Annotated in this window: 30 protein-coding genes; 7 read left to right on the top strand and 23 right to left on the bottom strand. The window is 72.6% G+C overall.

Annotated elements, in window-relative coordinates:
* The first annotated feature begins 107 nt into the window (after window positions 1–107).
* A complete protein-coding gene (locus tag ACR9E9_RS10100) occupies window positions 108–995 on the top strand; it encodes a class I SAM-dependent methyltransferase (RefSeq protein ID WP_435198358.1) in 888 nt (295 codons plus the stop codon).
* On the opposite strand, the gene ACR9E9_RS10095 is transcribed toward ACR9E9_RS10100, so the two are convergent.
* The 8 genes from ACR9E9_RS10095 to ACR9E9_RS10060 are packed head-to-tail and all read right to left on the bottom strand — an operon-like array spanning window position 955 to window position 6,357.
* Window positions 955–2,064, bottom strand: coding sequence for a sensor histidine kinase (locus ACR9E9_RS10095; RefSeq protein WP_435198357.1), 1,110 nt, complete (start codon window positions 2,062–2,064; stop codon window positions 955–957). The genes ACR9E9_RS10100 and ACR9E9_RS10095 overlap by 41 nt on opposite strands.
* Window positions 2,061–2,582 carry a winged helix-turn-helix domain-containing protein gene (locus ACR9E9_RS10090; RefSeq protein WP_435198356.1) on the bottom strand — a complete coding sequence of 174 codons (522 nt, stop codon included), beginning with the start codon at window positions 2,580–2,582 and terminating at the stop codon, window positions 2,061–2,063. The genes ACR9E9_RS10095 and ACR9E9_RS10090 overlap by 4 nt, the downstream gene beginning before the upstream one ends.
* On the bottom strand, window positions 2,530–2,739 hold the full coding sequence (locus tag ACR9E9_RS10085; protein ID WP_435198355.1) for a response regulator: 210 nt from the start codon (window positions 2,737–2,739) through the stop codon (window positions 2,530–2,532). Before ACR9E9_RS10085 ends, ACR9E9_RS10090 begins: the two co-directional genes overlap by 53 nt.
* Complete coding sequence (locus tag ACR9E9_RS10080) at window positions 2,717–3,184, bottom strand: hypothetical protein (protein ID WP_435198354.1); 468 nt, start codon at window positions 3,182–3,184, stop codon at window positions 2,717–2,719. Before ACR9E9_RS10080 ends, ACR9E9_RS10085 begins: the two co-directional genes overlap by 23 nt.
* Window positions 3,184–4,371 carry a molybdopterin-dependent oxidoreductase gene (locus ACR9E9_RS10075; RefSeq protein WP_435198353.1) on the bottom strand — a complete coding sequence of 396 codons (1,188 nt, stop codon included), beginning with the start codon at window positions 4,369–4,371 and terminating at the stop codon, window positions 3,184–3,186. Before ACR9E9_RS10075 ends, ACR9E9_RS10080 begins: the two co-directional genes overlap by 1 nt.
* Window positions 4,368–5,033, bottom strand: coding sequence for a methyltransferase domain-containing protein (locus ACR9E9_RS10070; RefSeq protein WP_435198352.1), 666 nt, complete (start codon window positions 5,031–5,033; stop codon window positions 4,368–4,370). Before ACR9E9_RS10070 ends, ACR9E9_RS10075 begins: the two co-directional genes overlap by 4 nt.
* Complete coding sequence (locus ACR9E9_RS10065) at window positions 5,030–5,701, bottom strand: TIGR04282 family arsenosugar biosynthesis glycosyltransferase (protein WP_435198351.1); 672 nt, start codon at window positions 5,699–5,701, stop codon at window positions 5,030–5,032. The genes ACR9E9_RS10070 and ACR9E9_RS10065 overlap by 4 nt, the downstream gene beginning before the upstream one ends.
* Window positions 5,698–6,357, bottom strand: a complete 660-nt coding sequence (locus tag ACR9E9_RS10060; RefSeq protein ID WP_435198350.1) for a glycosyltransferase family 2 protein — start codon at window positions 6,355–6,357, stop codon at window positions 5,698–5,700. The genes ACR9E9_RS10065 and ACR9E9_RS10060 overlap by 4 nt, the downstream gene beginning before the upstream one ends.
* Window positions 6,358–6,479: 122 nt before the next feature.
* On the opposite strand from ACR9E9_RS10060, the gene ACR9E9_RS10055 reads away from it, so the two are divergent.
* Entirely contained in the window at window positions 6,480–7,808 is a 1,329-nt protein-coding gene (locus ACR9E9_RS10055; RefSeq protein WP_435198349.1) for a hypothetical protein, read from the top strand.
* Between the two features lie 6 nt (window positions 7,809–7,814).
* On the opposite strand, the gene ACR9E9_RS10050 is transcribed toward ACR9E9_RS10055, so the two are convergent.
* The 3 genes from ACR9E9_RS10050 to ACR9E9_RS10040 are packed head-to-tail and all read right to left on the bottom strand — an operon-like array spanning window position 7,815 to window position 10,018.
* A complete protein-coding gene (locus tag ACR9E9_RS10050) occupies window positions 7,815–8,858 on the bottom strand; it encodes an NAD-dependent epimerase/dehydratase family protein (protein WP_435198348.1) in 1,044 nt (347 codons plus the stop codon).
* Window positions 8,855–9,661: an S-methyl-5'-thioadenosine phosphorylase gene (locus ACR9E9_RS10045; RefSeq protein WP_435198347.1), complete on the bottom strand. Its 807-nt coding sequence runs from the start codon at window positions 9,659–9,661 to the stop codon at window positions 8,855–8,857. The genes ACR9E9_RS10050 and ACR9E9_RS10045 overlap by 4 nt, the downstream gene beginning before the upstream one ends.
* Window positions 9,662–9,664: 3 nt before the next feature.
* Window positions 9,665–10,018 (bottom strand): Rv2175c family DNA-binding protein, encoded by a 354-nt coding sequence (locus tag ACR9E9_RS10040; RefSeq protein ID WP_435198346.1) that lies wholly within the window; start codon window positions 10,016–10,018, stop codon window positions 9,665–9,667.
* A 184-nt stretch (window positions 10,019–10,202) separates the two neighbouring features.
* Here ACR9E9_RS10040 and ACR9E9_RS10035 point away from each other — a divergent pair, with 184 nt between their 5' ends.
* The 3 genes from ACR9E9_RS10035 to ACR9E9_RS10025 are packed head-to-tail and all read left to right on the top strand — an operon-like array spanning window position 10,203 to window position 13,806.
* Complete coding sequence (locus ACR9E9_RS10035) at window positions 10,203–11,378, top strand: LysM peptidoglycan-binding domain-containing protein (protein WP_435198345.1); 1,176 nt, start codon at window positions 10,203–10,205, stop codon at window positions 11,376–11,378.
* Between the two features lie 35 nt (window positions 11,379–11,413).
* Window positions 11,414–13,324: a Stk1 family PASTA domain-containing Ser/Thr kinase gene (gene pknB / locus ACR9E9_RS10030; protein ID WP_435198344.1), complete on the top strand. Its 1,911-nt coding sequence runs from the start codon at window positions 11,414–11,416 to the stop codon at window positions 13,322–13,324.
* Window positions 13,324–13,806 (top strand): DUF2177 family protein, encoded by a 483-nt coding sequence (locus tag ACR9E9_RS10025; protein ID WP_435198343.1) that lies wholly within the window; start codon window positions 13,324–13,326, stop codon window positions 13,804–13,806. The genes pknB and ACR9E9_RS10025 overlap by 1 nt, the downstream gene beginning before the upstream one ends.
* Here ACR9E9_RS10025 and ACR9E9_RS10020 read toward each other — a convergent pair.
* From ACR9E9_RS10020 to ACR9E9_RS10005, 4 genes are all read right to left on the bottom strand, one after another.
* Window positions 13,763–15,127: a class II 3-deoxy-7-phosphoheptulonate synthase gene (locus ACR9E9_RS10020; protein WP_435198342.1), complete on the bottom strand. Its 1,365-nt coding sequence runs from the start codon at window positions 15,125–15,127 to the stop codon at window positions 13,763–13,765. The two genes, ACR9E9_RS10025 and ACR9E9_RS10020, sit on opposite strands and share 44 nt — an antisense overlap.
* A 64-nt stretch (window positions 15,128–15,191) precedes the next feature.
* Window positions 15,192–15,884 carry a response regulator gene (locus ACR9E9_RS10015; RefSeq protein ID WP_435198341.1) on the bottom strand — a complete coding sequence of 231 codons (693 nt, stop codon included), beginning with the start codon at window positions 15,882–15,884 and terminating at the stop codon, window positions 15,192–15,194.
* Complete coding sequence (gene macS / locus ACR9E9_RS10010; protein WP_435198340.1) at window positions 15,881–17,068, bottom strand: MacS family sensor histidine kinase; 1,188 nt, start codon at window positions 17,066–17,068, stop codon at window positions 15,881–15,883. The genes ACR9E9_RS10015 and macS overlap by 4 nt, the downstream gene beginning before the upstream one ends.
* Window positions 17,069–17,071: 3 nt before the next feature.
* The gene (locus ACR9E9_RS10005; protein WP_435198339.1) at window positions 17,072–17,881 is read right to left on the bottom strand and encodes a lysophospholipid acyltransferase family protein; all 810 of its coding nucleotides are present in this window, start codon (window positions 17,879–17,881) and stop codon (window positions 17,072–17,074) included.
* A 111-nt stretch (window positions 17,882–17,992) separates the two neighbouring features.
* Here ACR9E9_RS10005 and ACR9E9_RS10000 point away from each other — a divergent pair, with 111 nt between their 5' ends.
* Window positions 17,993–18,538 carry a hypothetical protein gene (locus ACR9E9_RS10000; protein ID WP_435198338.1) on the top strand — a complete coding sequence of 182 codons (546 nt, stop codon included), beginning with the start codon at window positions 17,993–17,995 and terminating at the stop codon, window positions 18,536–18,538.
* A gap of 10 nt (window positions 18,539–18,548) precedes the next feature.
* Here ACR9E9_RS10000 and ACR9E9_RS09995 read toward each other — a convergent pair whose 3' ends face one another.
* The 6 genes from ACR9E9_RS09995 to ACR9E9_RS09970 are packed head-to-tail and all read right to left on the bottom strand — an operon-like array spanning window position 18,549 to window position 22,526.
* A complete protein-coding gene (locus ACR9E9_RS09995) occupies window positions 18,549–19,523 on the bottom strand; it encodes an ROK family glucokinase (protein WP_435198337.1) in 975 nt (324 codons plus the stop codon).
* Window positions 19,520–20,482 (bottom strand): ROK family protein, encoded by a 963-nt coding sequence (locus tag ACR9E9_RS09990; RefSeq protein ID WP_435198336.1) that lies wholly within the window; start codon window positions 20,480–20,482, stop codon window positions 19,520–19,522. Before ACR9E9_RS09990 ends, ACR9E9_RS09995 begins: the two co-directional genes overlap by 4 nt.
* A gap of 7 nt (window positions 20,483–20,489) precedes the next feature.
* A complete protein-coding gene (locus ACR9E9_RS09985) occupies window positions 20,490–20,801 on the bottom strand; it encodes a hypothetical protein (protein ID WP_435198335.1) in 312 nt (103 codons plus the stop codon).
* Entirely contained in the window at window positions 20,794–21,705 is a 912-nt protein-coding gene (locus ACR9E9_RS09980) for an ArsA family ATPase (RefSeq protein ID WP_435198334.1), read from the bottom strand. The genes ACR9E9_RS09985 and ACR9E9_RS09980 overlap by 8 nt, the downstream gene beginning before the upstream one ends.
* A 7-nt stretch (window positions 21,706–21,712) precedes the next feature.
* Window positions 21,713–22,159, bottom strand: a complete 447-nt coding sequence (locus ACR9E9_RS09975; protein ID WP_435198333.1) for an SRPBCC family protein — start codon at window positions 22,157–22,159, stop codon at window positions 21,713–21,715.
* 10 nt (window positions 22,160–22,169) lie between these two features.
* Entirely contained in the window at window positions 22,170–22,526 is a 357-nt protein-coding gene (locus ACR9E9_RS09970) for a hypothetical protein (RefSeq protein ID WP_435198332.1), read from the bottom strand.
* Between the two features lie 163 nt (window positions 22,527–22,689).
* Between ACR9E9_RS09970 and ACR9E9_RS09965 the strand changes: the two genes are divergently transcribed.
* Window positions 22,690–24,480: an AMP-dependent synthetase/ligase gene (locus tag ACR9E9_RS09965; protein ID WP_435198331.1), complete on the top strand. Its 1,791-nt coding sequence runs from the start codon at window positions 22,690–22,692 to the stop codon at window positions 24,478–24,480.
* Window positions 24,481–24,504: 24 nt separating this feature from the next.
* Here the strand turns inward: ACR9E9_RS09965 and ACR9E9_RS09960 are convergent, their stop codons facing one another.
* Window positions 24,505–24,780, bottom strand: coding sequence for a hypothetical protein (locus ACR9E9_RS09960; protein WP_435198330.1), 276 nt, complete (start codon window positions 24,778–24,780; stop codon window positions 24,505–24,507).
* A gap of 89 nt (window positions 24,781–24,869) precedes the next feature.
* Window positions 24,870–25,907 carry a DUF2332 domain-containing protein gene (locus ACR9E9_RS09955; protein WP_435198329.1) on the bottom strand — a complete coding sequence of 346 codons (1,038 nt, stop codon included), beginning with the start codon at window positions 25,905–25,907 and terminating at the stop codon, window positions 24,870–24,872.
* Between the last annotated feature and the right edge of the window lie 36 nt (window positions 25,908–25,943).

Genomic DNA, 25,943 nt, shown 5'->3' with positions numbered 1-25,943 from the left:
CGGTGAGTCTACGGAGGCGCCCCTCGCTCGAGGTGACCACGGTGTCGGGGCGCGCCGGGACACCCGGGGGGCCTTCGGAACGTGTCCGTGTGCGCGACGATGACTCCATGCCACACGAACCGGCACGGGCCGATGCCGACTGGCTCGCCCTGCGCGAACCGGCGGACGCCGCGGCGCGGTCGGTGGAACTCGTCGAGACCCTGCGCCCGTACCTGCCGACCGACGGCCTGGTCATCCACGACCTCGGCTGCGGGACCGGCTCGATGGCCCGCTGGCTCGCCCCGCGCCTGACCGGCCGGCAGCACTGGGTCGGCTACGAGCGCGACGAGGAACTCCTGGTCCGCGCCGACGCCGCTCCCCCGCCGTGGTCCCGCGACGGCCACCGAGTGACCACCGAGACACGTCTGCGGGACATCACCCGCCTGTCGGCCGACGACCTCGACGGTGCCTCGCTCGTCACCGCGTCAGCCCTGGTGGACATGATGACCGGGGAGGAGATCGATCGCCTGGTGGCGAGCATCGCCGCAGCGGGGTGCCCGGCGTTGGTCGCGCTCAGTGTCGTCGGCCGGGTGGAGCTCGTGCCCGTGGATCCCCTCGATGACCGACTCGCCGCCGCATTCAACGCGCACCAGATGCGGGACGCCGGCCACGGGCGGCTCCTCGGACCCGACGCGGTGGACGTGGCCGCCCGTCGACTGCAGCAGGCGGGCTCCACGCTCCGGCGGGAACCCAGCCGCTGGTCTCTGGGCGCCGGCAGCCCGGCCCTGTCGAGGGCCTGGCTCGAGGGTTGGGTCCGCGCCGCCTGCGAGCAGGATCCCTCCCTTCGCGCCGGTGCCACGCCGTACCTGGACCGGCGGCTGGCCGACCTGGGCGCCGGTCGCCTGTCGGTCACCGTCCACCACCGGGACCTTCTCGCCCTGCCCCACCGTCGGCACGCTGGTGGGGCAGGGTCCCTCAGACCGGCAGCGTCACGAGGAACCGGCAGCCGTCACTGAGATTCGTCACGCTCACCGTGCCCCGGTGCGCCTCGACGATCCCGCGCACGATCGCCAGCCCCAGCCCGGCGCCGCTGTCAGCGGTGGGCGTGCGGGCGTGGTTGCCCCGCCACGCGACATCGAAGACGCGGGCCAGGTCCTGCGTCGGGATCCCCCCGCACTCGTCGTCGATGGAGACCTCGGCCGTGCTCTCACCGGCGCGGACGCGCACCACCACCTCCCCATCGGCGGGGGTGTGCCGGACCGCGTTGGTCACCAGGTTGGACAGGGCGCGGGAGAGCTCCGCCGGATCCGCGGTCACGAGCGTCTCTCCCTCTGCGCGTCCGCCCAGGCGGACCCCGCGTTCCCGTGCCACCGGCGAGGCCCCCGCCACCGTCTCGCTCACCAGATCACCGAGCGAGACCTCCTGGAGTGACAGCTGCAACGTCCCGGAGTGGATCCGCGACAGCTCGAAGAGGTCGTCGACCATCCGGGTCATCCGGGTCACCTCCGAGCGCATCTGCGTGTAGTACGTCGCCGGCTCGGCCACCATCTCGTCCTCCAGCGCCTCGGTCATCGCGCGCAGACCGGCCAGCGGGGTGCGCAGGTCATGGGAGACCCACGCCACGAGCTCACGGCGCGACGTCTCCAGCTGCCGCTCCCGGCCCTGCGCCTCGTTGAGCCGCTCGCTGGTCCGCCGCAGCTCTGCCGCGAGCTCGTCGAACTCCGCCGGACCGCGGGCTCCCGCGGGGAAGGAGCCGCGCGTGCCGAACTCCCGCGCCGCGTCCCGCAGGACCCGCGACCACCGGACCACGAGCTGCCCCACCACCAACGCGAAGAGCACCGACACCGTCCCGGCGACCACGGACACCCACACCGCCACCTGCAGGTCGTGCGCCGAGAGGAACATCGCCCGCGCCGTGCCCATCAACGCGGCCACGAAGGAGCCCACGGCGACCAACGCCACCACGGCGATCCCCCATCGCAGGGACCGACGACGCAGCACCCACACCAGGCCCGCCCCGACGAGGCACACCACGGCCGAGCACCCGAACGAGATCGCGACGATCAGCAGCTGGTCCGATGTCACGACGCCTCCCACCGGTAGCCGACACCCCAGACCGTCACCAGGCGGACGGGCCGCCGTGGGTCCGGCTCGACCTTCTCCCGCAACCGCCGCACGTGCACGGTCACCGTCGACTGGTCGCCGAAGGACCACCCCCACACCTGTGCGAGCAGCTGCTCGCGCGTGAAGGCGACCCCGGGGTTGCGCACGAGGAACCGCACGAGGTCGAACTCCCGCGCGGTCAGCGCGAGTCGCTCCCCACCCCGGGTCACCACGTGCTGCGCCGAGTCGACGACCAGGTCCCGGTCGCGCAGGACCTCCAGCGTCGGCTCCAGCTGTTCACCGGCTCGGCGCAGGATCGAGTCCACGCGCAGCACGAGCTCGCGCGGGCTGAAGGGCTTGGTCACGTAGTCGTCGGCGCCCAACGTCAGGCCCACCACCCGCTCGGACTCCGACCCGAGTGCCGTGAGCATGACGATGGGCACGTCGTCACGTGTCCGCAGACGCCGGCACACCTCGAAGCCGTCGATCCCGGGGAGCATGACGTCGAGCACCCAGGTCCGCCGGCTCCTGCCGCAGCATGGTCAGGGCCGTCTCGCCCTCGGCGGCCTCGCGCGCCCGGTGACCGTTGGCGCGCAGGTAGGAGACGACCACCTCACGCACGGTGGGGTCGTCGTCAACCACGAGGATGTCTCCCACCGCTCCTCCCCTCCGCTGCGGACCCGTCCGCGCCTCGACCCGCCGGGCGGTGGCGGTGCGCCCACCATGACCCCGCGACGACACCGACGGTCACCACCGCGACGAACCCGAGCCAGTTGCGCGCATACGGTCGGTCCAACAGGGTCGGGTTGGACTGACCGGTCCAGGTCACCGTCAGGGTCGGCAGCACCGCCAGCGTCACGCTGCCGAGCACGACGAGCCCGACGATCGTCGGGGCACGTGCGGACGAAGGGAGGAGCCGCACCACCACCACCCCGAGGAGGATCGTCAACCCGGCCAGCACCGCGTCGTGGGCCACCACGCCGACGGCCAGCCACACCACCACGCGCCACACGTCGCCCCACCCGTCGCCGAGCAGGTCCACCACCCCGACCACACCGGCCACCACTCCCACCACGAGCAGCACGCCCCTGAGGACCATCATCAGCGCAGCACCTCGATCCGACTGACCCACTTGGTCTGCAGGACTCCGGGGCGAGCCGGCGCGATGACCCGGGCCGGGTAGCCGTGGTCGATGCTCAGCGGCTCCCCGGACAGCGAGAGCGCGAGGAGCGTCAGCGGGTCCTGCGTGAACTCCCCCGGCATCTCGGTGTCGTTGAAGGCGCCCGACTCCTGCAGGGAGACCAGGTGGATCCGCGCCGACTCCGGCGCGTCGACGAGGTCCAGCAGGTCACGCATGCGCACGCCGCCCCACCGTCCCATCGCGCTCCACCCCTCCACGCAGGCGATCGGCAGGTCCACGGTGTGCTGCGGCAGCGCCAGCAGGTCTGCTCGGCTCAGGGTGACGCTGCGCACCCCGTCGACGATGCTCAGCCGGTAGGCCGGGTCCTGGGCGGCCGTGACCACGCCCGCGCCGCGGGCGGAGGTGTTCACCGGCACCCCCTGGGGGCCCTCGCCGGAGCGCACACCGAAGACGGAGATCTCGCGCAGCAGCGGGATCGTGCTCCCCGCCGTGGCCACCACCGCCGCACCCGCCGCGAACACGGCCGTGCGGACCAGACCGCGCCGGCTCAGCCCCGCCCCCTGATCGGGCGCCTGCGCGCTCTCGTGGGCACCACCGGCATCCGCCGGTGGGTCGGGGTCGTCGATCGGTGAGGACAGGGCCGCACGGATGACCGGCAGCTTCACCGCGATGTGCACGATCAGCGAGCCGATGGCGATCCAGGCGACGGCGTAGTGGGTGCTGCGGAAGCTGAACTCCCACGGGTACCAGTGGGTGATGTTGATGACCCCGGTGACCAGCTGGAAGATCGCCGCCGCCACCAGCACGGCGATCGACACCCGTTCGAGCAGATGGAGGACCAGCGCACGAACACTTCTCCGGGGAACCGCGGCGAAGAGGTGGTGGTAGACGCTCCACAGCTTGACCAGCAGCAGCGGGATGGCGGCGGTGCCCGCGGCCACGTGCAGCCCCTGGGTCACCCGGTACAGCCAGACCGGACGGGTCGGAAGGGTCAGCCACGAGGGCTGGTCCTGCAGGTAGTGACTGATGACGCCGGTGACGAACGCGGTCGCGAAGCAGATCCCCAGCCACACCCCGACCCGGCTCGCCACGGCGGGGCTCCGCAACCGCGAGAAGCTGTCCGCGCGCGGCAGCGGCGGGCGCATCATGGCCGCAGCCTCCGGCGCTGCAGCAGCCCGAACCACCGCGAGCCCTCGCGCCTGACCTCCACGACCCGGAAGCCGGCCAGTGCCGCGGCCTGCGGAAGCGCCTCCGGAGCGAGGACGCCCCACGCGAAGGGCTCGGAGACGCGATCGCCGACCTCGAGCCGGAGCAGCTGACGAGCGAGCCCGTTGCCCGGGGGCGCGAGGTCGAGGACCACGCGACCGTCCGCGCACAGCAGGTCGGCGGCACGGCGCAGCAGGCGCACCGGGTCTCCGCCGATCCCGATGTTGCCGTCGGCGAGCAGGACGGTCCCCCACCGGCCCTCACCGGGGACGCGGTGGAACACATCGCGCACGATGGCGCTGCCGCCGCGTGCCCGCGTCTGCGCGACGGCCTCCTCGATGACGTCCAGCCCGAGGGCGCGTGCCCCCATCAGGGCCAGCGCGTGGGTCATCCGACCGGGACCGCAACCGACATCCAGCGTCGGGCCGACGCACCGCGAGAGCAGCTCCACGTCGGTGTCGTCGGCGTCCTGCGCCCACCGGTTGGAGGGCACCACCGACGGCTGGTCGCCCAGCCCGTGGACCACCGAGGGCTCCCCGCGCAGCGTCGCCGCGAACAGCTCCGCCGATGTCCACCGGGTCGTCCTGACGTCGCCGAGGGTCACGGGGTACCACCCGTGGCGCTCGTGGCCGCCCAGCGACGGGCGAACCGGGTACCGGGCGCCTCGGCGGACACCCGTGCGGCGTCCGCCGCGTCGTCGACGTCGCGCAGGCGGTCGCCGGTGGCGACGAGGGCACCATTGGCCGCCAGGAGGCGTCGCGTGCACGCACCGGTGTCCGGGCTGGACATCGGCACATCGCCCAACCCCCGCAGCAGGGCGGGGTCGTTCACCCCGAGGGCCCACCAGCCCCCGTCATGGGCGGGCGCCAGGACGGCATCGTGCCCCTGCATCCGGGCCACCAGGCCGCGCAGGTCCTCGGCCGTCGCCTGCGGCGTGTCCATCCCGACCTGCAGGACGGGACCACCGACGAGCTCGAAGGCGCTCTCGTGGGCGTGCTCGAGTCGGTCGGCGAAGCGCCGCCCCTCCTGGGCGAAGACGGTCCACCCCTCGGTCCGGGAGAGCAGCAGCTCCGCCTCCTCGGCCCCGGCAAGGTCGCCGGACAGGGCCAGCACACAGGCCTCTGCCCCGAAGGCGGTGGTGCAGGCCTCGATCGTGTCGAGCAGGGCTGCCGCAGCGAGCGCTGCCGCCGCCTGACCACCCACGGTGGTGGCCAACCGCGTCTTCGCGTGCCCGGCGACCGGAGCCTTCGCGACCACGAGCGCGGTGGTCATGCCAGCACCCTGGCGAAGTCCCGCAGCGTGCGCACCGTGCCGCGGAAGGAACCGGTCACCTTCGACCGCGTGCCCGCGGCGCGGGGGCGGTACCCGACGTCGAACTCCTCGATCCGCCATCCCGCGCGCTGCGCCTTGATCAACAGCTCGACGGGGTAGCCGAACCGCCGATCGCGCACGTCCAGCGCCAGCAGCCGCTCCCGGCGACACACGCGGACCGGGGCGATGTCATGCACCGCGACCCCCGTGCGACGACGCAACCACCAGGACAGCCCCGCGTTGCCGACTCTCGCGTGCCACGGCCAGACGCCACGGCCGACCGGCCGCCGCCGTCCGACGGCCATGTCGGCGCCACCGGTCTCGACCCTCTCGAGGAGAGTGACCAGCTCCTCCGGATGCATCGTCCCGTCCGCGTCCATCACCGCCACGACGTCGTGGGTGGCTGCCAGCAGGCCGGCATGGACCGCGGCCCCGTACCCCGCCACCGGCTCTGTGACCACCGTGGCCCCGAGCCCGGCGGCGACCGCCGCGGTGTCGTCGCTCGAGCCGTTGTCGACGACGATCACCGCGAACAGGTCCGGCACGCGCGCCAGCAGGGGCGGCAGGGCGGGTGCTTCGTCCCGGCTGGGGAGAATGAGGTCGCAGCGCGTGGTCACCCTGAGAAACTATCGGCTGACGAGCGGCCCGTCGCCGCGCCGGGCCTTACGGAAGTCTGACGGGTGTCGTGCACCCGGCCACCGGGACCGGGACCGGTGCGCCCCGGACCTAGCATCGACCCATGGCTGACGGACGCGCGACGACCAGACGGGTGCGGGGGTTGCCCACCCTGGGGCTGGTGGTGGCACTGGTGCTCATGGGCCTGGCGATGGCCGTGCCGGCAGCGGCCGACTGGAACGTGCGGGTCAACTCCTTCCCGCCGATCCACGCCGAGTGGCAGCCCCGGGTGGGCTGGACGACGCCGGCCGCGCTCGTGCTCGCGTGCTGCGCGGTGGGTTACGCCCACCGGTGGGCACGGACGCTCTCGTGGTCCCGGCTGCTCGTGGGTTCCTTCGTCGCGGGCCTGCTCTGGATGCTCTCGCTGGCGTTGATCGATGGCTGGTCGGGTGTCGGCCACATCCTCACCACGGACTACGAGTACCTGCAGACCGCACGGGAGGTCACCGACCTCACCGACTTCTTCGACGGGTGGGTCGCTCGGATCCGCTACGGCCCGGACAACCTTCCCGTGCACATCGCGGGTCACCCCGCGGGCGCGCTGCTGTTCTTCGTCGTGCTGACCAGGGTCGGACTGGGCGGCGGCCTCGCGGCCGGCCTGGTCGTCACCGCGCTGGCCGCGACGACGGCGGTCGCGGTCCTCGTGACGCTGCGGACCCTCGGCGCGGAGGAGCTGGCCCGCCGCGCAGCGCCCTTCCTCGTCTTCGGACCGGCCGCGATCTGGCAGTCGGTGTCGGCCGACGCGATGTTCGCCGCGGTCGCCGCGTGGGGGGTGGCTGCGCTCGCGCTCGCCGCGACCCGTCGCAGCTGGACGTGGTCGGTGGTGGCCGGTCTGCTCCTCGGCTACTGCGTGATGCTCTCCTACGGGCTCGTGCTGCTCGGGGTGCTCGCGGTCGCCGTGATGATCGTGGCCCGGTCGTTCTTCCCGATGGCGATCGCCGTGGTTGCTGCTTGCCTGGTGGTGCTCGCCTTCGCCGTCGCCGGCTTCGCGTGGTGGGAGGCCTACCCGGCCCTGCACGACCGCTACTACGCGGGAGTGGGCGGGCGCCGACCCCCGGAGTACTGGATGTGGGCCAACTTCGCGGCGCTGCTCTTCTGCTCCGGTCCGCTGCTGGGCGCAGGGGTGGCCCAGCTGCTCGGCCGGTGGCGGGACCACCTGACGGGGGCGGGGACCCGTGTGGTCGCCCTGCTGTCCGGGGCCGGCGTGCTGATGGTCGTGCTCGCCGACCTCTCGCAGATGAGCAGGGCGGAGGTCGAGCGGATCTGGCTGCCCTTCGTGCCGTGGCTGATGCTCTCCTGCGCTCTCCTGCCGAGCCGGTGGCGACGGGTCGGCCTGGTCGTCCAGGTGGTCGCGGCCCTGCTCATCGCCCACCTGCTCGCACCGACGTGGTGAGAGCCCTCAGCGCAGCGGGTCGTGCGCGAACCGCGCGAGGCCCTGCGAGGGGACGATGCGCGCACGGAACCCGAGCTCGGCAGCAGCCCTCTCCGGCGAGGCGACGACGTGCCGCACATCGCCGGGGCGGTACTCCCCCGTGACGATCGGCGCGGCCGCGCTGCCCGCCCCCGCGGCGACGTGCTCGGCGACCTCACGGATGCCGACCGGGACGCCGGAGCAGATGTTGTACGCGGTGAAGGTCGGCGTCGGCGCCCGGACGACCTGCTCCAGCGCGAGCACGTTGGCGGCCGCGACGTCGTCGACGTGCACGAAGTCACGCATCTGTGCCCCGTCCTCGAAGACCCTCGGCGGCACCCCGGCTTCGAGCGCGGAGCGAAAGATCGCCGCGACCCCGGAGTACGGCGTGTCCCGTGGCATCCCCGGCCCGTAGACGTTGTGGTACCGCAGCGCCACCACACCACCGGGAGCCTGCTGCGACCACGCCGAGGCGAAGTGCTCCTGGACGGCCTTGCTCGCGGCGTAGCTGGTCCGCGGATCCGACCGCGCGTCCTCGTCCACGAGGGCCCAGTCGAGCGGTCCGCCGCACACCGGGCACGCGCAGTCGAAGCGCCCCTCCTCGAGGGCCGCCACGGATCGCGGCACGGGCCTCTGGTCGCCGTGCTCCGCGCAGGAGTACCGCCCTTCGCCGTACACCACCATCGACGAGGCGAGGACGAGGCGGTTCACGCCCGCGGCGGACATCGTGGCGAGCAGCACCGCGGTGCCCAGGTCGTTGTGCGCGGCGTACAGGGGCAGGTCGGCCACCGAGGTCCCCGCACCGACCATCGCCGCCTGGTGCGAGACCGCATCCACCCCGTCGAGGAGGTGGCGCCAGGCATCGGGGTCGCGCACGTCGGCACGGTGCACGCCGTCCGGGACCACCGGAGAGTGTCCGTGCGCCTGCGGCAGGAACGCGTCCACCCCCACCACCTCGTGGCCCGCCTCCCGCAGCCGGCCGGCGACCGCCGACCCCACGAAGCCGGCCGCGCCGGTCAGCAGCACCCTCACGGGAGCTCGAAGGGCAGGTCGATGTCGTCGGCCCAGGAGCCGCAGGCGCACTGCTGCGGAGGCAGGAGTCCCTCGACCACGCCGGCCAGCAGCAGCTTGACCCGGTCGAGGGTCGCGGCGAAGAGCGCGAGGACCTCCGCCTGACTCACGCCGTCCCCGCTCGACACCCCGGCATCCCTGTCGGTGACCACGGCGACCGGCGCGTAGCACATGGACAGCTCGCGGGCGAGGACCGCCTCGGGGTGCCCGGTCATGTTCACCAACGACCAGCCCTGGGCCGCGTAGTGCTGCGACTCGGCGCGCGTGGAGAACCGTGGCCCCTCCACCACGACCATGGTCCCGCCGGTGGTGACCGCGGGGTCCGCGGCGGCGAGGGCCGCCGTCAGCTCGGGGCAGTACGGGTCGGCGAAGGGCACGTGCGCCGCGCCGGACTCCACGTAGGTCTGCGCCCGTCGCTGGGTGCGGTCGACCAACTGGTCCGGAACCACGAGGGCACCCGGCGCCACGTCCGCACTCAGCCCACCGACGGCGCACGGGGCAAGCACCTGACGCACCCCGAGGGAGCGCAGCGCCCAGAGGTTCGCGCGGTAGTTGATCGTGTGCGGGGCCAACTCGTGGTCCTTGCCGTGTCGGGGCAGGAAGGCGATCGTGCGGCCGGCGACCTCACCGACGGCCACGGGAGCGGACGGGGCGCCGAAGGGGGTCGACACGTCCACCTCGCGGGCGTCCTCGATGAACTCGTAGAACCCGGATCCGCCGATCACCGCGACCACTGGCGCGCTGGTACCCGTGAGGTCTCCCATGGCCTAGAGGGCCTCTTCCATCGCCCGGCGCCGGACCTCGGTCTTCGCGCCACCACGGATCGCCCCGATCGGGCTGCCGCCGACCAGCCGATCGTCCGGGGCGAACATCCACGCGATGATCTCCTCGTCGGAGAACCTGCCGTCCTTGAGCACCGTGAAGGTCCCCGGGAGCTCCGGCAGGGGCCCGTCGTCATCGAGGAAGGCCTCGGGTACCGAGAGGACATTGCGCTCACCGCGTCGTACGGCCACGAGCTGCCCCTCCTCGATCATCCGACGCACCTCGGACAGGCGTACGCCGAGCCGCTCGGCGAGGTCGGGAAGGGTCAGCCAGGCATCGGGACCGGAGATGTCGTTCACGTCGGCCAGTGTGTCAGAGCGCCGCCGGGGCCCGCCGCGCGTGTCGCACGTCGCGCGCTCCGGTCCGATCTTCGATACCGTCGTCCCGCAAACACCATATGTCACACCAGTCACAGGCGTCACAGATGTCGTCTGGCCCTGCCTCCCGGGCGTCCCGCGTGCGCCCCCGACATCGGAGTCTCCCTTGGTCCTTCCGCTCTTCGTCCCGGTCCCGGCCACCCCGGTGGCCCCGGCCCTCGACCTGACCGCCGGAAACACCACCGACACCTCCGTCGCGGCCGAGGGCTCGCGGCACCACACCGTGCGCTCCGGCGAGACCGCCTACGACATCGCCCGTCGGTACCGCGTCACCCAGAACGCGTTGCTGCACCGCAACCACCTCGGCTCGAGCGACTACATCCACCCGGGGCAGCGCCTGACGATCCCGGCCCGGTCCTCCTCGAGCTCGTCGAAGAGCGCGAGCGACTCCGAGACGTCGAGCCGGCCGTCGCGGTCCGGCTCGACGCGCAGCTACACCGTGCGCAACGGCGACACGCTGAGCGGCATCGCCGCTCGGCACGACATGAGCGTCGCCCGTCTGCGCTCGCTCAACGACCTCGAGCGCGGCTTCATCCACGCGGGCGAGAAGCTGCGTGTCAGCGGCTCCGCCGCCAAGCCGGCCAAGCGCGCCACGAGCCGTCCGGCGAGCACGTCCACCCACACCGTGCGCTCCGGCGAGACCCTCACCGGCATCGCCGCCCGCTACGACATGGGACTCACCCGCCTGGCGAAGCTCAACACGATGTCCCCCAGCGAGGTCATCCACCCCGGCACGAAGATCAAGGTGACCGGTGGCACCTCGACGTCCTCCTCGGGCACGTCGAAGACTCAGCCCAAGAGCGGGGGCAACACCTTCGCGGGGCGCACCTACTCCTCGACGATCGTCAAGGCCGCCGACCGCAACCGGGAGACGCTCGCCGGGCGCTCGGTGCCCAGCCGCACCGCGACGAAGGCCACCATCACCCGGATCGCCCGCCAGCACGGCGTCGACCCGAGCCTCGCCCTCGCGATCTCCTACCAGGAGTCGGGATGGGACCAGCGGCAGGTCTCCGTCGCCAACGCCGTCGGCACCATGCAGGTCATCCCCAGCTCCGGTGAGTGGGCCTCGCAGATGGCCGGCCGGCAGCTCGACCTGCTCGACCCCGAGGACAACGTCACCGCCGGCGTCCTGCTCCTGAAGGTCCTCACCCAGCAGGCCTCCACGACCTCCGACGCGATCGGCGGGTACTACCAGGGCCTCGCCTCGGTCGAGGACAACGGCCTCTACAGCGACACCAAGCAGTACGTGGCCAACGTCAAGACGCTCCGGGGCCGGATGTGACGGGCTGACGACGGGGGCGAACCTAGACTTTGGGCGTGACCACTGCTTCCTCCCACCCGCTCGTCGGCGAGCTCGTCGACGGCCGGTACCGGGTGGTGCGCCACATCGCGGACGGCGGGATGGCGACGGTCCTGCTCGCCACCGACACCCGGCTGGATCGGGACGTCGCGCTGAAGGTCATGCGCGCCGACCTCGCGGCGGACGAGACCTTCGTCTCCCGCTTTCGTCGTGAGGCCCGCTCTGCCGCACGGCTGAGCCACCCCAACGTCGTCCCGGTCTTCGACCAGGGGGAGGACGAGGGCCGGGTCTTCCTCGCGATGGAGTACATCGACGGGCGCACGGCCCGGGCGGTCATCGATGCCGAGGGCGCACTCACGCCGCGGGCCGCGCTCGACCTGATGGAGTCGGTCCTCACCGGACTCACCGCGGCCCACGACGCCGGCTACATCCACCGCGACGTCAAACCGGAGAACATCCTCATCGCCGACCACGGGCCGGTGAAGGTCGCCGACTTCGGGCTCGCTCGCGCGGTGACCTCGCAGACGACGACCGCGGACGACGGGGTCCTCTTCGGGACCGTCGCCTACCTCTCCCCCGAGCAGGTCGAGCGCGGCATCGCCGATGCCCGCAGCGACGTCTACGCCGCCGGGTTGATCCTCTTCGAGCTGCTCACGGGGACCCGCGCGATCGAGGGCGAGTCCCCGATCCACGTCGCCTTCCAGCACGTCCACGGCGGGGTCCCCGCCCCGTCGGAGCGCGTCGCCGATCTGCCGTCACCGCTCGACGACCTCGTCGCCCTGGCGACCCATCGCGACCCCGACGAGCGGCCACGGGGTGCCGGCGAGTACCTCGAGGCGCTGCAGGCCACCCGTGACCGGCTCTCGCCGGAGCAGCTCGATGCGCGCCCGGACCGCGAGCGCGCCGCGGCGACGAGCGGCACACCGACCATGGCGCACCCGCGACCGAGCCGCACGCAGGCCCTCAAGCCGACCGCCGCGGCCGCGGACGCACCGGCGCCGCCCACGCCGCCCGGGGAGGGGGCGCCCCCTTCGTCCCGTCGACGTCGCCGCCGACGGATCCTCGTCATGCTCCTCGCGCTCCTCCTCCTCGCCGGAGGTGGCGCCTCCTGGTACGCGATCGCCGGCCCCGGCGCCTCGGTCGTCGTGCCGGACGTCGCCGGGGAGCCCCGGGAGGAGGCCGCCTCGGCACTGCAGGACCACGACCTCGAGCTGACCGAGCAGGAGGCCTTCGACGAGTCGGTCCCCGCGGGCGAGGCGATCACGTCCAACCCACCGTCGGGCACCGAGGCAGCGAAGGGGTCGGACGTCACCGTCGTCTTCTCCAAGGGTCCGGAGCGCTACGCCGTGCCCGACCTCACGGGCAAGAGCAAGGCCGCGGCGAGCACGGCACTGAAGGACCGCAAGCTGTCCTTGGGGAAGGCGAGTCAGGAGTGGCACGAGTCCGTCGACGAGGGCCAGGTCATCTCCTCCGACCCCGCGGCCGGCACCGACCTCAAGCGGGACGCGACCGTGTCGGTCGTGCTCTCCAAGGGCCCCGAGCCCATCGACGTCCCCTCCGTCACCGGTGAGAGCGCCGATGATGCCACGCAGGCCATCGAGGACGCCGGCCTGAAGGCCTCGCGCGCCGAGGACGCCTACTCGACGACCGTGACCAAGGGCTCGGTCATCAGCCAGTCCCCGGCCGACGGCACCCTCACCCGCGGGGGCACGGTCACGCTCACCGTCTCCAAGGGCCCCGAGATGGTCGCGGTGCCCAAGGTCGAGGGGCTGTCGAAGGCCAAGGCGAAGAGCACGCTCGAGGCAGCCGGCTTCCGGGTCTCGGTTCAGACCTTCCTCGGCGGACCGCTCGACGAGGTGCGCGCCTCCCGGCCCGGCGGTGGCTCCACGGCCCCCAAGGGGTCGACCGTGACGATCCTCGTCGTGTGATGACCGCCCTCCCCGACCACGACCCGAGCCCGTCCGAGGGCCCACTTCGCCGGTGGGTGCTGCCGGGGCTCGTGGCCGCGCTCGTCCTCAGTGTGCTCGACGGGGTGTGGATCACCCTCGTCGCGCGGGGGCTCTACGAGAGCGAGCTGGGCGAGCGCCTCGCGGACCCCGTGGTCGGCTGGGCCAGCGCGGTCTTCTACGTCATCTACCTCGTGGGCCTGATGGTGCTCGTCATCCGCCCGGCCCTCGACGCCGGCTCCACCCGCACGGCACTCGGTCGCGGCGCCGCGCTCGGCCTGAGCGCCTACGCGACCTTCGGGTTCACCAACCTCGCCGTGATCGAGGACTGGCCCGTGGCGATCTCCGTCGCCGACACGCTGTGGGGCGGTGCGCTCACGGCCACGACCGCCGTGATCACACTCCTCGTCTGCTCACGCCTCAGGCGCGCGGAGCGTGGGCCTGACCGAGCATCTCCGCGGTGAGGAAGGCCAGCTCGAGGCTCTGCTGGTGGTTCAGGCGGGGGTCGCAGACGCTCTCGTAGCGCTTGTTGAGGTCCTCGTCGAGGATGCGCTCGGCGCCGCCGACGCACTCGGTGACGTCGTTGCCGGTGAGCTCGACGTGCAGACCACCCGGCACCGTGCCGAGCGACCGGTGCACCTCGAAGAAGCCCCGCACCTCGTCGACGACGTCCTCGAAGTCGCGGGTCTTGAACCCGGAGGCCGACTCGAAGGTGTTGCCGTGCATCGGGTCGCAGATCCAGGTGACGATCGCACCGGAGTCGCGGACCTTCTCGATGATCGGCGGCAGGGCCTCGCGGATCGTGCCGGCCCCCATGCGGGTGATGAAGGTCAGGCGCCCGGGCTCGCGCTCCGGGTCGAGCAGGTCGATGATCCGCAGCAGCTCGTCCGGGTCCGCCTTGTCGGAGACCTTCATGCCGATCGGGTTGCGGATCCGGCTGACGAAGTCGAGGTGCGCGTGGTCGATCTGACGGGTGCGCTCCCCGACCCACAGGAAGTGGCCGGAGGTGTCGTACAGGTCACCGGTGCGCGAGTCGACGCGGGTCATCGGTCGCTCGTAGTCGAGGAGCAGCGCCTCGTGCGCCGACCAGAACTCGGTGGTCTTCATCGCGTCGAAGTCGACGTCGCAGGCGGCCATGAAGCGCATCGCCTTGTCGATCTCGCGGGCCAGGCCCTCGTAGCGCCGGTTGGCCGCGTTGGAGACGAAGCCGACGTTCCAGTCGTGCACGCGCCGCAGGTCGGCGAAACCCCCCTGGGTGAAGGCCCGCACGAGGTTCAGCGTCGCCGCGCTCGTGTGGTACCCGCGCAGCAGCCGCTGCGGGTCGGGGTTGCGGGTCTCGGGGGTGAAGGCGAAGTCGTTGACCATGTCACCGCGGTAGGCGGGCAGGGTCACCCCGTCGCGCGTCTCGGTGTCCTTGCTGCGCGGCTTGGCGAACTGACCGGCCATGCGGCCCATCTTCACCACGGGCATCCCGGCGCCGTAGGTGAGCACCGCGGCCATCTGCAGGATCGTCTTGATCCGGTCGCGGATGTTGTCCGCGGTCGCGTGCACGAAGGTCTCGGCGCAGTCGCCGCCCTGGAGGACGAAGGCCTCACCGATGGAGGCCGCAGCCATCCGGTCGCGCAGGTCGTCGCACTCACCCGCGAAGACGAGCGGAGGGAAGCTCCCGAGGGCCGCCACGGCCTCGTCGAGGGCAGCGCGGTCGGGCCAGTTCGGCTGCTGGGCGGCCGGGAGGTCGCTGGGGAGGGGAGCTGCGGGCGTGGGAGAGGGCACTGCGGTGGTCACCCCCCAAGGATAGGCTGCGCGCCCGCCCGGTCCCCCACCCGTCCAACCAGAGGACGAAGGGAGGTCACTCCGGCTGGTCGAGACCCCGGCTGATGGCGAAGCGGGTCAGCTCCACCCGGTTGTGCAGGTGGAGCTTGCCGAGGATGTTCTGGACGTGGTTCTGCACCGTCCGGTGGGAGATCACGAGGTCGGCGGCGATCTCCTTGGCCGTCATCCCCATGGCGACGTAGCGCAGGATCTGCGTCTCGCGCTCGGTGAGCTCGGGGGCCCCGGGGGTCTCCCCCTTCGCCTGCTCCTCGACCGGCTCCGCCGCTCTCGCCTGGCTGCTCATCTCGCGGAACTCCCCGAGGACGAGACCGGCGAGGCCGGGGGTGAAGACCGCGTCGCCGTCACCCGTCGCGGTGACCGCCTCGCGGATCTCGCCCGGGGAGGCGGACTTCACGAGGTAGCCGCTCGCCCCGGCCTTCACCGCGGCGAGGACGTCCTGCTCCTCACCGCTGGCGGAGAGGATGAGGACCGTGGTCGGCAGGTCACCGATGGCGTGGCACACCTCGTCCCCGCGCATCCCCGGCAGGTTGAGGTCGAGGACGAGCACGTCGGGGACGGTCGCCCTGGTGCGACGGACGGTCGCGGGGCCGTCGGCCGCGGTGCCGACGATCTCGAAGCCGGACTCCTCGAGGTCCCGCACGAGGGCCTCGCGCCACAAGGGGTGGTCATCGGCGACGAGGACCCTCAGGGGGCCGGTGCGCTGGCTCATGGGGCAGAGCCTGCCATGCGCTCGACCGGGAGGGTCAGGGTGACCCTCGTGCCTCCCCCGGCGGGCGAGCGCCACTCGGCGTCGCCCCCGAGGTCGAGCATGCGTCCGCGGATCGAGCTGCTCGCCCCCAGTCGTCCCTGGTCGGCGGCCTCGACGAGCCGGTTCTCGGCGATGCCGCAGCCGTTGTCGCGGATGAGGACCTCGATGCCGCTCTCGTCCGTGTCGAGGAGGACCCAGGCCCGGGCGCCGTCACCGGCGTGCTGGGCGACGTTGTCCAGGGCGGCGATGACCGCCGCCTCGACCTCGTGCGCGATGGCCGCGGGCAGTCGCACCGCCCCCGGTGGCAGGACGACCTCCACCGTCGCCGAGCGCAGCGCCGTCAGGGTCCGCGCGAGGTCGGTGTCCTCCGCCGGCGCATGCGCGCGGCCGGGCCGGCCCGCCACCGGCTCGACCCGGGAGATCAACGTGCGTAGCGAACGCTCCTGGTCCGCCGCGAGCTCGGCGAGAGCCTGTCCGTCACTCCCCAGGTCGCGACCGCGGCGGTGGATCATCGCCAGGGTCTGGAGCACGCCGTCGTGCACCTCACGGCCGATCCGCTCCCGCTCGGCCAGCCGCTCGCTGACGGTGAGCGCCTCCTCGAGGCGCGTCTGGCTCTCGCGGGCCAGCTGGACGGCCAGCCCCACGAGGGTGCCGAGCAGGAGGAGCAGCATGATGTTGTGGTAGGTCAGCTGGCCCGGGTCCTCGGCCTGGACGAGGTTGGCCACGGCGATGACCACGGCGGCGAGGACCCCGCCACGGATGCCCGCGAGCAGTGCCCCGGCGATGACCGGCGAGGCCGACCAGACCCCCGGGACGGTGGAGATCCCCGCGCTGACCTCGATCGGGTCGTAGACCGCGCTCGTGAGGAGGATCCCGGTGCAGGCGATGACCAGCTCCGCGCCGATGGCCGTGCGCGTCGGGTGCGGCAGCAGCGGAGCGACGACGGACCACCCGAGCGCCACGAGGCCCCAGACGATGATCGGCCACCAGTGGATGACGTGCTCGCGATGGACGCCGACGAGCACGGCGGCGTAGCCGATCGCGAGGAACCGGTAGAGGGCCAGGCCCCGCCCCCCGGCGCTGTCGATGAGCGGCGAGGGGTTGTAGTGCCGACGCAGAGAGCCGAGACCGGGCTCCGGGGTCATGGCCTACAGCCCGTCCTTGCTCTCCTCGGACCAGGGGTCCTCGGAGTCGTTGCTCCCGAGCGCCTCCTCCAGGTCCGCGTGGGCCCGGCCCGGGCGGGCGGCCTCCTGCAGCTCGCGCGCCCGACGCCTGGCCCGGGTGAGCAGGCGCTCCTTCATCGACGTCGCGTACATGTCGACGTACTCCTGGTTCGACAGCTGCATGAGGTCGTACATGATCTCGTCGGTCACCGAGCGCAGGACGAAGCGGTCACCCTCCATCCCCTCGTAGCGGGAGAAGTCGAGCGGCGTGCCGATCTTGATCCCGATCTGACGGATGTTCGGGACGAGCTGCCCGGTCGGCTGGGCCTTGTCCGTGTCGATCATCGCGACCGGGATGACGGGGACACCGGCGGTCAACGCCATCCGCGCCACGCCCGTGCGCCCGCGGTACAGCCGCGAGTCCGGCGAGCGCGTGCCCTCGGGGTAGAGGCCGAGGAGGTCGCCCGCCCCGAGGACCTTCATGCCGGCCTGCAGCGCGGACTCGCTCGCCTTGCCACCGCTGCGGTCGATCGGCAGCTGGCCGATGCCGCGCATGAAGGCGGCCGTGAGCCAACCCTTGATCCCCGACCCGGTGAAGTAGTCGGACTTGGCGAGGAAGGTCACCCGGCGGTCGAGCACGAGCGGCAGGAAGACCGAGTCGGAGAAGGAGAGGTGGTTGCTGGCGAGGATCGCCGGGCCGTCCTCGGGAATGTGCTGGAGCCCCTCGACCTTGGGTCTGAAGAGCACCTTGAGCACGGGTCCGAGCAGGACTCGTTTGAGCATCCAGTACAGCACGTTGCGTTCTCCTTCGATCGCACCGAACTCTACGACACGACGTGGTCGTCCGGTCGCGTGCGAGACTGGGCATCAGCGCACCACGACGTCACGGATGGGCGGAGCAGGCAGATGGCGGAGCGACAGCACCCCGACGAGCGGGACGTGGACGCGATCTTCGAGTCGATGGTCGCCCGGTGGGACGACCCGTCGGCCGCGGAGGCGCACGGCGCCTCGCCGGCCACCGGCGACGTCGCGCCCCGGCGCCAGACCACCGGCGACGTCCACCTCCCTTCGCCCCGGGCCGCCGGTCCCGGCACCGACGACGACCCGCCCGCGGCGGTCCCCGAGCCGGTCCCGTGGCGCACCGACCCGACGCACTCCGTGGCCGATGCGCTGCTCGGCAACGACGACGACCCCGGTCTCGCCGACGACGACGAGGGCTTCACGCCGCCCGCGCCCGCTCCCCTGCCTCCGGCGAGCGACCGGCTCTTCTGGGGCGCCCTGATCGGTCTGGTCCTCGGTCCGCTCGGCCTGATCTGGACCGTCATCGTGCGCCCGGGCGGCTTCTGGCCCAAGGCGGTCGTCATCGCCTTGATCGTCGGCGGCTTCGCCTGCCTCGTCCTGCGCCAGCCCCGGGACCGTGGCTACGACCCGGACCAGGGCGCCCGCGTCTGAGCCCGGTGGGTCACACCTGCTGCTCCGCCCCCAGCGAGGCCGCACCGATGAGCCCGGCGTCCGGCCCGAAGTGGGCGGCGACGATCCGTGCCGCCGGCCGGTAGCCGCGTCCGGTGAGCTGACGGGCGAAGGTGTCGCGGGCCGGACCGAGCAGGAGGTCCCCGGCGGCGCTGACACCACCACCGATGACGAAGACCTCGGGGTCGAGTGCCGCCGCGAGGTCGGCGATCCCGACCCCGAGCCAGTGACCGATCTCGGCGAGCAGCTCGATGGCCGTGGCATCGCCCGCCCGGGCGACCTCGGTGAGCACCGGCCCGGTGAGCGCACTGGCGTCGCCGCCCACGTGCGCGAGCAGGTCCGTCGCCATCGGGGAGTTGGCCAGTGCCAGACCGCGGGCCTCGCGCACGAGGGCATTGCCCGAGGAGTACTGCTCCCAGCAACCGCGGTTGCCGCACTCGCACCGCTGCCCGCCGGGGACGACCTGCATGTGGCCGAACTCCCCGGCGATCCCGTACCGCCCGCGCATCAGCTGTCCGCCGACGAGGATCGCGCCACCGATGCCGGTGCCGAGGGTGATCATCACCGCGTGCGTCGCCCCGCGGGCGGCCCCGAAGCGGTGCTCGGCCCACAACGCGGCGTTCGCGTCGTTGTCGATGGAGATCGGCAGCGCGATGCGCTCGCCGAGCGAGGCGCGCAGGGGCTCGTTGCGCCACGACAGGTGCGGGGCGAAGACGACCGTCGCCCGGTCCGCGGCGACGAAGCCGGCGGCACCGACACCGACGGTCGTCGGGCGCTCGACCCCGGCCTCGTCGGCGAGGGCGAGCAGCTCCTCGATGACCTCGACGATGGTGTCCTCGACGACCCGGGGGGCGTTGGAGCGGTCGGGGGTGTCGCGACGGGTGCGCACGAGGATGCGACCGTCACCGTCGAGGACCCCGCCGGAGACCTTGGTCCCCCCGATGTCGATGCCGATGCTCGTGCTCACGCGCGGGCCTCCCGGGCCAGGGTGGCGGCACCGACGAGACCCGCGTCGTTGCCCAGGGTCGCGGCGACGAGCCGGGGCGAAGGGCGCTGCCCCCGGCCGACGAGGTGGGACGCGAAGGCCTCCTTCGCGGGGTCGATGAGGAGCGCGCCGACGTCGGCGACGCCGCCGCCGATGACGACGAGCGAGGGGTCGAGGACCGCGCACACCGACGCGAGGCCCTCGCCGAGGCGGGTGCCGAGCTCGGTGAAGAGCCCCACCGCACCCTCGTCGCCCGCCCGGGCCAGCTCGGTGACGTCCTGACCGGTGAGCGCCGCGGGGTCGGCGCCGCACCGCTGGCGCAGACGGGCCCCCTTCGCTGCACCGGAGGCGATGAGCTCGCGGGCGGTGCGCTCCAGGGCGGTGCCGGAGGCGAAGACCTCGAGGCAGCCGTGGTTGCCGCAGCCGCAGAGCGGGCCGTGGGGGTCCATGGTGATGTGCCCGATCTCGCCACCGATCCCGTGGCCGCCACGCAGGAGGCGGTCGTCGACGATGCTGCCGCCACCGACGCCCGTGCCGACCGTGACCAGCAGCATGTCCTCGCAGTCCCGGCCGGAACCGTGGCGGTACTCGCCCCACGCGGCAGCGTTCGCGTCGTTCTCGACGAGGACCTCGTGCCCGACGCGTCGACCCACCTCTCCGGCGAGGTCGAGGTCGCGCCACGGCAGGTTGGGGGCGAACCACAGGTACCCCGATGCCCCGTCGACGAAGGCCGCGCAGGCCATGCCGACACCCGCGACCTCGCCCCCGGCCGCCGCCTCGAGGGTCGCGATCAGTGCGGACGTCGCATCGAGGATCGCGGAGGTGTCCTCCTCGGGTGTCGCGACCTGCTCCCGGTGGGTGATGCGCCCGTCGGCGGACACGAGCGCACCCGCGATCTTGGTCCCGCCGATGTCGATACCTACTGCCGGTGACTGGCTCATCGGTGCATCACGCCTCGCTCGTCGGGTCCAGGGCCGCGGTCGTCTCGTCGTCGTGGACGTCGATCCGTACGCCCCGGGAACGATACGGCGCGTGGCCCCCGGGGTCGTCGAAGTCGACCCCGAGGGCATCGGCGACGGCCTCGCTGCCGAAGGTCGCGCGGGTCAGCGCCTCGGCGAGCATCGTCGCGCCGGCCATCGCCCGGCGAGCCGTCGCGCCGTCGAGTCCGCGCAGGTCCTCCCCGATCCCGTCGAGATCGATCTCGGAGAGGACGCGCAGGAGCTGGACGATGACGTCCTGGGGGTCGCTCTCCTCATCCACGGGGCCACACCCTCTCATCGGGAGTCATCGTCAGGGTGAGGACTCCCCCGGCCACGCCGGCGCGCTCGATGTCGCAGCGGCGCAGCACGGACGGCAGGAGGACGCGGCGGGTGCGGCCGGCGCACCCGAGCACGAGCTCGTCCTCGTGGCGGACGAGCTCGAGGTCCACGGCCCGCACCCCCGGCAGCCCCAGGCGCAACAGCCACTCCCCGTCACCGCGCTCGACCTGCGGGCGGGCGGGTTCGGGCGCGGCCGGCAGGTACTCGACGCCGGGCCCGTCGACGGGGTGCACCGCGGTGAGGGTGCGACCCATGAGTGCCAGCAGCACCTCCGCGTCGGCGCGCCGGGCGGCACCGACGGGGCCGGCGGGTGGGGCGAGGTGCACGGCGACCGCGTCGGGGTCGGCGAGCGCTCGGTCGAGCCGCTCGAGCAGCTGCGACCCCTCGCGCAGCGCGTGCAGGACCGGCGGGTCGGGAGGAGGAAGGACGCCGACCCCTTCCGGGGCGACGAGCGCCTCCCAGCGGGCGACCACGGGGACGAAGGCGGCGAAGGCGCGGGCGGCGCGCTGCGGCACGTCGAGGAGTCGGGCCACCTCGAGGTCGAGCTCGATCACCAGCTCGTGGTCGTCGGCGGCCCCTTGCTCGAGCTGGCGCGCGAGGCGCAGCAGCGCTGGCAGCTCCGGGGGCAGGAGCCGACCGATGAGGTCGGCCACGACCGGTGACGGCAGGTCGAGGGCGGTGAGCACCCGGTCGAGATGGGTCTCGATGACCTCGAGGACGGGGTCGCGCCCGTGCGGCCCGGCGGCGGTCCGCACGACCGGGCGAAGGGAGGCGACGCCGGCGAGCACCCGGTCCGTCACGGCGGCGGCGTGCTCGCCCCCACCGGTGACGAGATGTGCGCGCACGGGCCCGTCAGAGCTCAGCGCGCTTCTTGAGGTCGCGCAGCGCCGAGTCGACGATGACCTTCTCGGCCTTGCGCTTGAGCATCCCGAGCATCGGGACCTTGACGTCGACGGTGAGGTCGTAGGCGACCTCGGTGCCCCCGTCGGCCGTCGTGGTCAGCGTGTAGGACCCGTCCATCGTCTTGAGCACGCTGGCGTCGATGAGGGTCCAGGAGACGATGCCCTGACCGTCCTCGTCGATGTCCCAGGAGTAGTCGAGGGTGTAGGTGTCCTTGATCGGGCCCGCATCGAGGCTGAGGGCCGCCTGGTCGGGCCACCCGTCACCGTCCTCGGTGAGGATCTCGACGTGCGAGAACTCCTTGATCCACTCCGGGTAGGCCTCGAGGTCGGCGATGATGTCGAGGACGTCGCCGGCGGGTGCGCTCACGACGATGCTGGATCGGGTGCTGTCGGCCATGGCGGGCACACTATCGCGTACGCCCCTCGAGCCGGTCCTTGATGTCGTGCAGGCCGCTCTTCCACCGGCGACGGTGGACCCTCTCCCACGCCCTCGGACCGCCGCTCTGCGTGCCGTGGACGAAGTGGTGGACGATCGTGCCGCCCGGCACCTCCTCCAGCCAGATCTCGAGCCGCCCGGTGACCTCGCCCCCGGTCCGCCAGCGCACCCCCTTCGCCCCACGGTCCTGCACGAGCTCCCGCTCCAGCCCGGGCCACAGCCCGTCGAGCACTCCCGGCTCCTCCAGCGCCGAGCGCACCGAGAGGGGCGCAGCCCGCACGAAGGTCTCGTCGACGACGTCGACGACGGGCAGGGATCGCCAGCGCATGGGCGCACACCTTCCGGGGGTGGGGTCGTGCCGTGGACGGCACGCACAGAGTATGGCGACCGTCACGGGCACGGCACCCGGGGACGTCGAGTCGCGACGGTAGGCTCGCCGTGGGCCGGCCACCGCTGGAGGTGGCACCGGTACGGCGAACGAAGGAGATCCCGTGAACGACAGCGCGATGCCCCGGCTCATCGAGGGCAACCCGAGCGACTCGCTGGCGGACCTGCCGGCCAGGAACGCGGAGAAGGATCCGCAGCGGGTGGCCTTCTCCGTGAAGGAGCACGACGCGTGGCGGGACGTCACCGCGGCACAGTTCAACCACGAGGTCCGCGCCCTGGCCAAGGGACTGATCGCCTCCGGGCTCGGGGCCGGTGACCGTCTGGCCATCATGGCCCGCACCCGGTACGAGTGGACCCTCCTCGACTTCGCCACGTGGACCGCCGGGGGCGTGCCGGTGCCGATCTACGAGACGAGCTCGGCCGAGCAGGTCGAGTGGATCGTCAAGGACTCCGGCACGAAGTTCCTCGTCGTCGAGACCAGCGGCCACGCCGCGATCGCCGAGGAGGCCCGCGGCAGCATCGACGGTCTCGAGCGCGTCTGGGTCATCGACAACAGCGACCTCGACACGATCGTGGCGGCCGGTACCTCCGTGAGCGAGGAGGACCTCGAGGCCCGCATCGCCGCCCAGCAGCGCGACTCGATCGCCACGATCATCTACACCTCGGGCACCACCGGCCGCCCCAAGGGCTGCGAGCTGACCCACGACAACTTCCTCGGTCTCGCCGAGAACACCATCGCCAAGCTCGGCGACGTGCTCGACAAGGACCACGCCGCCACCTTGCTCTTCCTGCCGCTGGCGCACGTCTTCGCGCGCTTCATCGAGGTGCTCGCGGTCGCCGCCGGCCGCCGGATGGGCCACAGCGCCGACATCGCGAACATCCTCGACGACTTCCAGGCCTTCCGGCCGACCTTCATCCTCGCGGTGCCCCGGGTCTTCGAGAAGATCTACAACAAGGCCAACGAGACCGCGGTGGCCGGCGGCAAGGGCAAGATCTTCGCCAAGGCGTCCGAGACCGCGATCGCGTGGTCCGAGGGTCAGGACACCGGGTCGGTCCCGCTGAAGGTCAAGGTCCTGCACGCGGTCTTCGACAAGCTCGTCTACAGCACGCTGCGCGCCAAGATGGGCAACCAGGTCGAGTACGCGGTCTCCGGCGGCGCGCCGCTCGGCACCCGCCTCGGCCACTTCTTCCGCGGCATCGGCGTGACGATCCTCGAGGGCTACGGCCTGACCGAGACCACCGCCCCCGCGACGGTGAACGTCCCGGAGAAGGTGAAGATCGGCACCGTCGGGCCACCCCTGCCGGGTGTCTCGATCCGCATCGCCGACGACGGCGAGATCCTCATCCAGGGCCTGAACATCCTGCGCGGCTACCACGACAACGAGAAGGCGACCCTCGAGGCACTCAAGGACGGCTGGTTCCACACCGGTGACCTCGGTGAGCTCGACGAGGACGGCTACCTGAAGATCACCGGTCGCAAGAAGGAGATCCTCGTGACCGCAGGCGGCAAGAACGTCGCCCCGGGCGTCCTCGAGGACCGCCTGCGCGCGCACCCGATCATCAGCCAGTGCCTCGTCGTCGGGGACGGCAAGCCCTTCATCGGGGCGCTGGTCACCCTCGACGAGGAGATGCTGCCGGGCTGGGCGGCGAACGAGGGCCTGGGCCACCTGACCCTCGAGCAGGCACGCACCCACGAGTCGGTGCTCGCCGAGATCCAGGGCGCGGTCGACGAGGCGAACAAGGCGGTCTCCAAGGCCGAGTCGATCCGCAAGTTCTCGGTCCTCAGCGAGGACTTCACCGAGGAGAACGGCACGCTCACACCGTCGATGAAGCTCAAGCGCAATGTCATCATGCGCGACTTCGAGGACGAGGTGGAGAGCCTCTACGGGAGCTGATCACCGGCTCGACCTGCCGGGAGATCACCCCGCTCGGTGGGCCACCTCCCCGTACTCCGACCAGGGCTCGCGCTGTGCGCGGGCCCTGGTCGCCGTCTCGGCGCTCACGAGACCACTCGCGACGAGACGGGTGACCACCTCGCGCTCACGGCGGTCCAGGGACAGGTCCGACGGCCCGCTCGGGTCCTCGAGAACGACCGGAGACCGCAGCGCGGTCACCATGCAGTCGGCGCACCCGATGTCCTGCACCGGACACGTGTCGCAGTCGATCGTCACGGGGGCTCCTGCTCGACGGCTCATGTCCACCACCTCCTCCAGGTCGCCGGGTCCATCCCGGCACCGACCACGCTAGGAGGGGGCACCGACAACGCCGCGACCTCGAGCCGGCGCTAGCACCAGGTGAGCTGCCGCCCGTGGCCGTGGGCCCAGCCGAGGGCCTGCCCGTCGAGGCCGAGGCAGAAGTGGCGTCCCACCTGCTCGCACCGGGCGGTCGCGCTGACTCCCGGCAGGACCGCGCTCCCCTCGTTGCTGATCCAGTGGGCGCCTGCGCCGTCGGCCCGGACCTGCTCGAGCGCACCGGTGACCACGCCCGGCCACCGGTGACGCCCGGCCTCGTCGAGATAGGCGATGACGGCGGAGTGGAAGACGACGATGCTCGCCCCGGGCGCTGCCACCCGGGCCCGCGCGATCGCCTCGCCGAGTCCGGTGAGCAGGTCGCCACGCAGCACATCCACCGGCGCGTCGGCCACGACCCGGCAGGCGGCGGCGAGGCGGGCCCGCCGGTCCTCGTGCTCGGGCCACACGAGTGTCTCCAGCCAGGCCGCGGTGTCGCCGCCGGACAGGTCGAGCGGGTTGAGGTCCACACCACCGCGGTGGACGATCTCGGGCAGCGCAGGGGGCAGCGGAGCCGCTCCGCGCACCGTGCAGTCGAGCACGACCGGGGAGACACCGTCCGCAGGGTCGAGCCGGGCGAACTGCTCTCCCTCCTCGTCGACGTAGCGGTAGGACCACCGGTCCGGGTGCAGGCACAGGCCGGCGCTCGCGCCCACCTCGATGAGGGCGAGCGGCCCCTCGAGACCGGCCAGCAGCGGGAGCAGCGTCGCGCACCTGCCGACCTCGTTGGTCTGGGTCGAGCGCGCGAGGATCGTCTCGCGCACGTGCGGCCAGCCCCCCACGAGGACCGAGCGCAGTGCCGCGTACTCCGGGTCCGCCGCGGACGTCGCGGCGCCGTGCCACCGGGCAGCGGCGAAGACGAGGTTCGGCTGGCGCTTGGCGACCGGCAGCCCCTCGAGCAGCGCGAGGACCTCCGGGTCCTCGGCGACCCCCGCGGCCCACCGCTCGAAGGTGAGGGACTCCCCCTTCGCCTCCTGCCGGGCGAAGTCACGGTAGAAGTCACCGACATCGGCCAGGTCGTCCATCGCGCGCATGCGGTCAGACTGCCAGAGGGGGCGCGCCGTGGCGCC

The sequence above is a fragment of the Janibacter sp. GS2 genome (assembly GCF_051200835.1).
In the GTDB taxonomy this organism is placed as follows: domain Bacteria; phylum Actinomycetota; class Actinomycetes; order Actinomycetales; family Dermatophilaceae; genus Janibacter.
The sequence above is the reverse complement of the archived record's forward strand: the minus strand, read 5'-3'. Positions and strand labels throughout refer to the sequence as shown.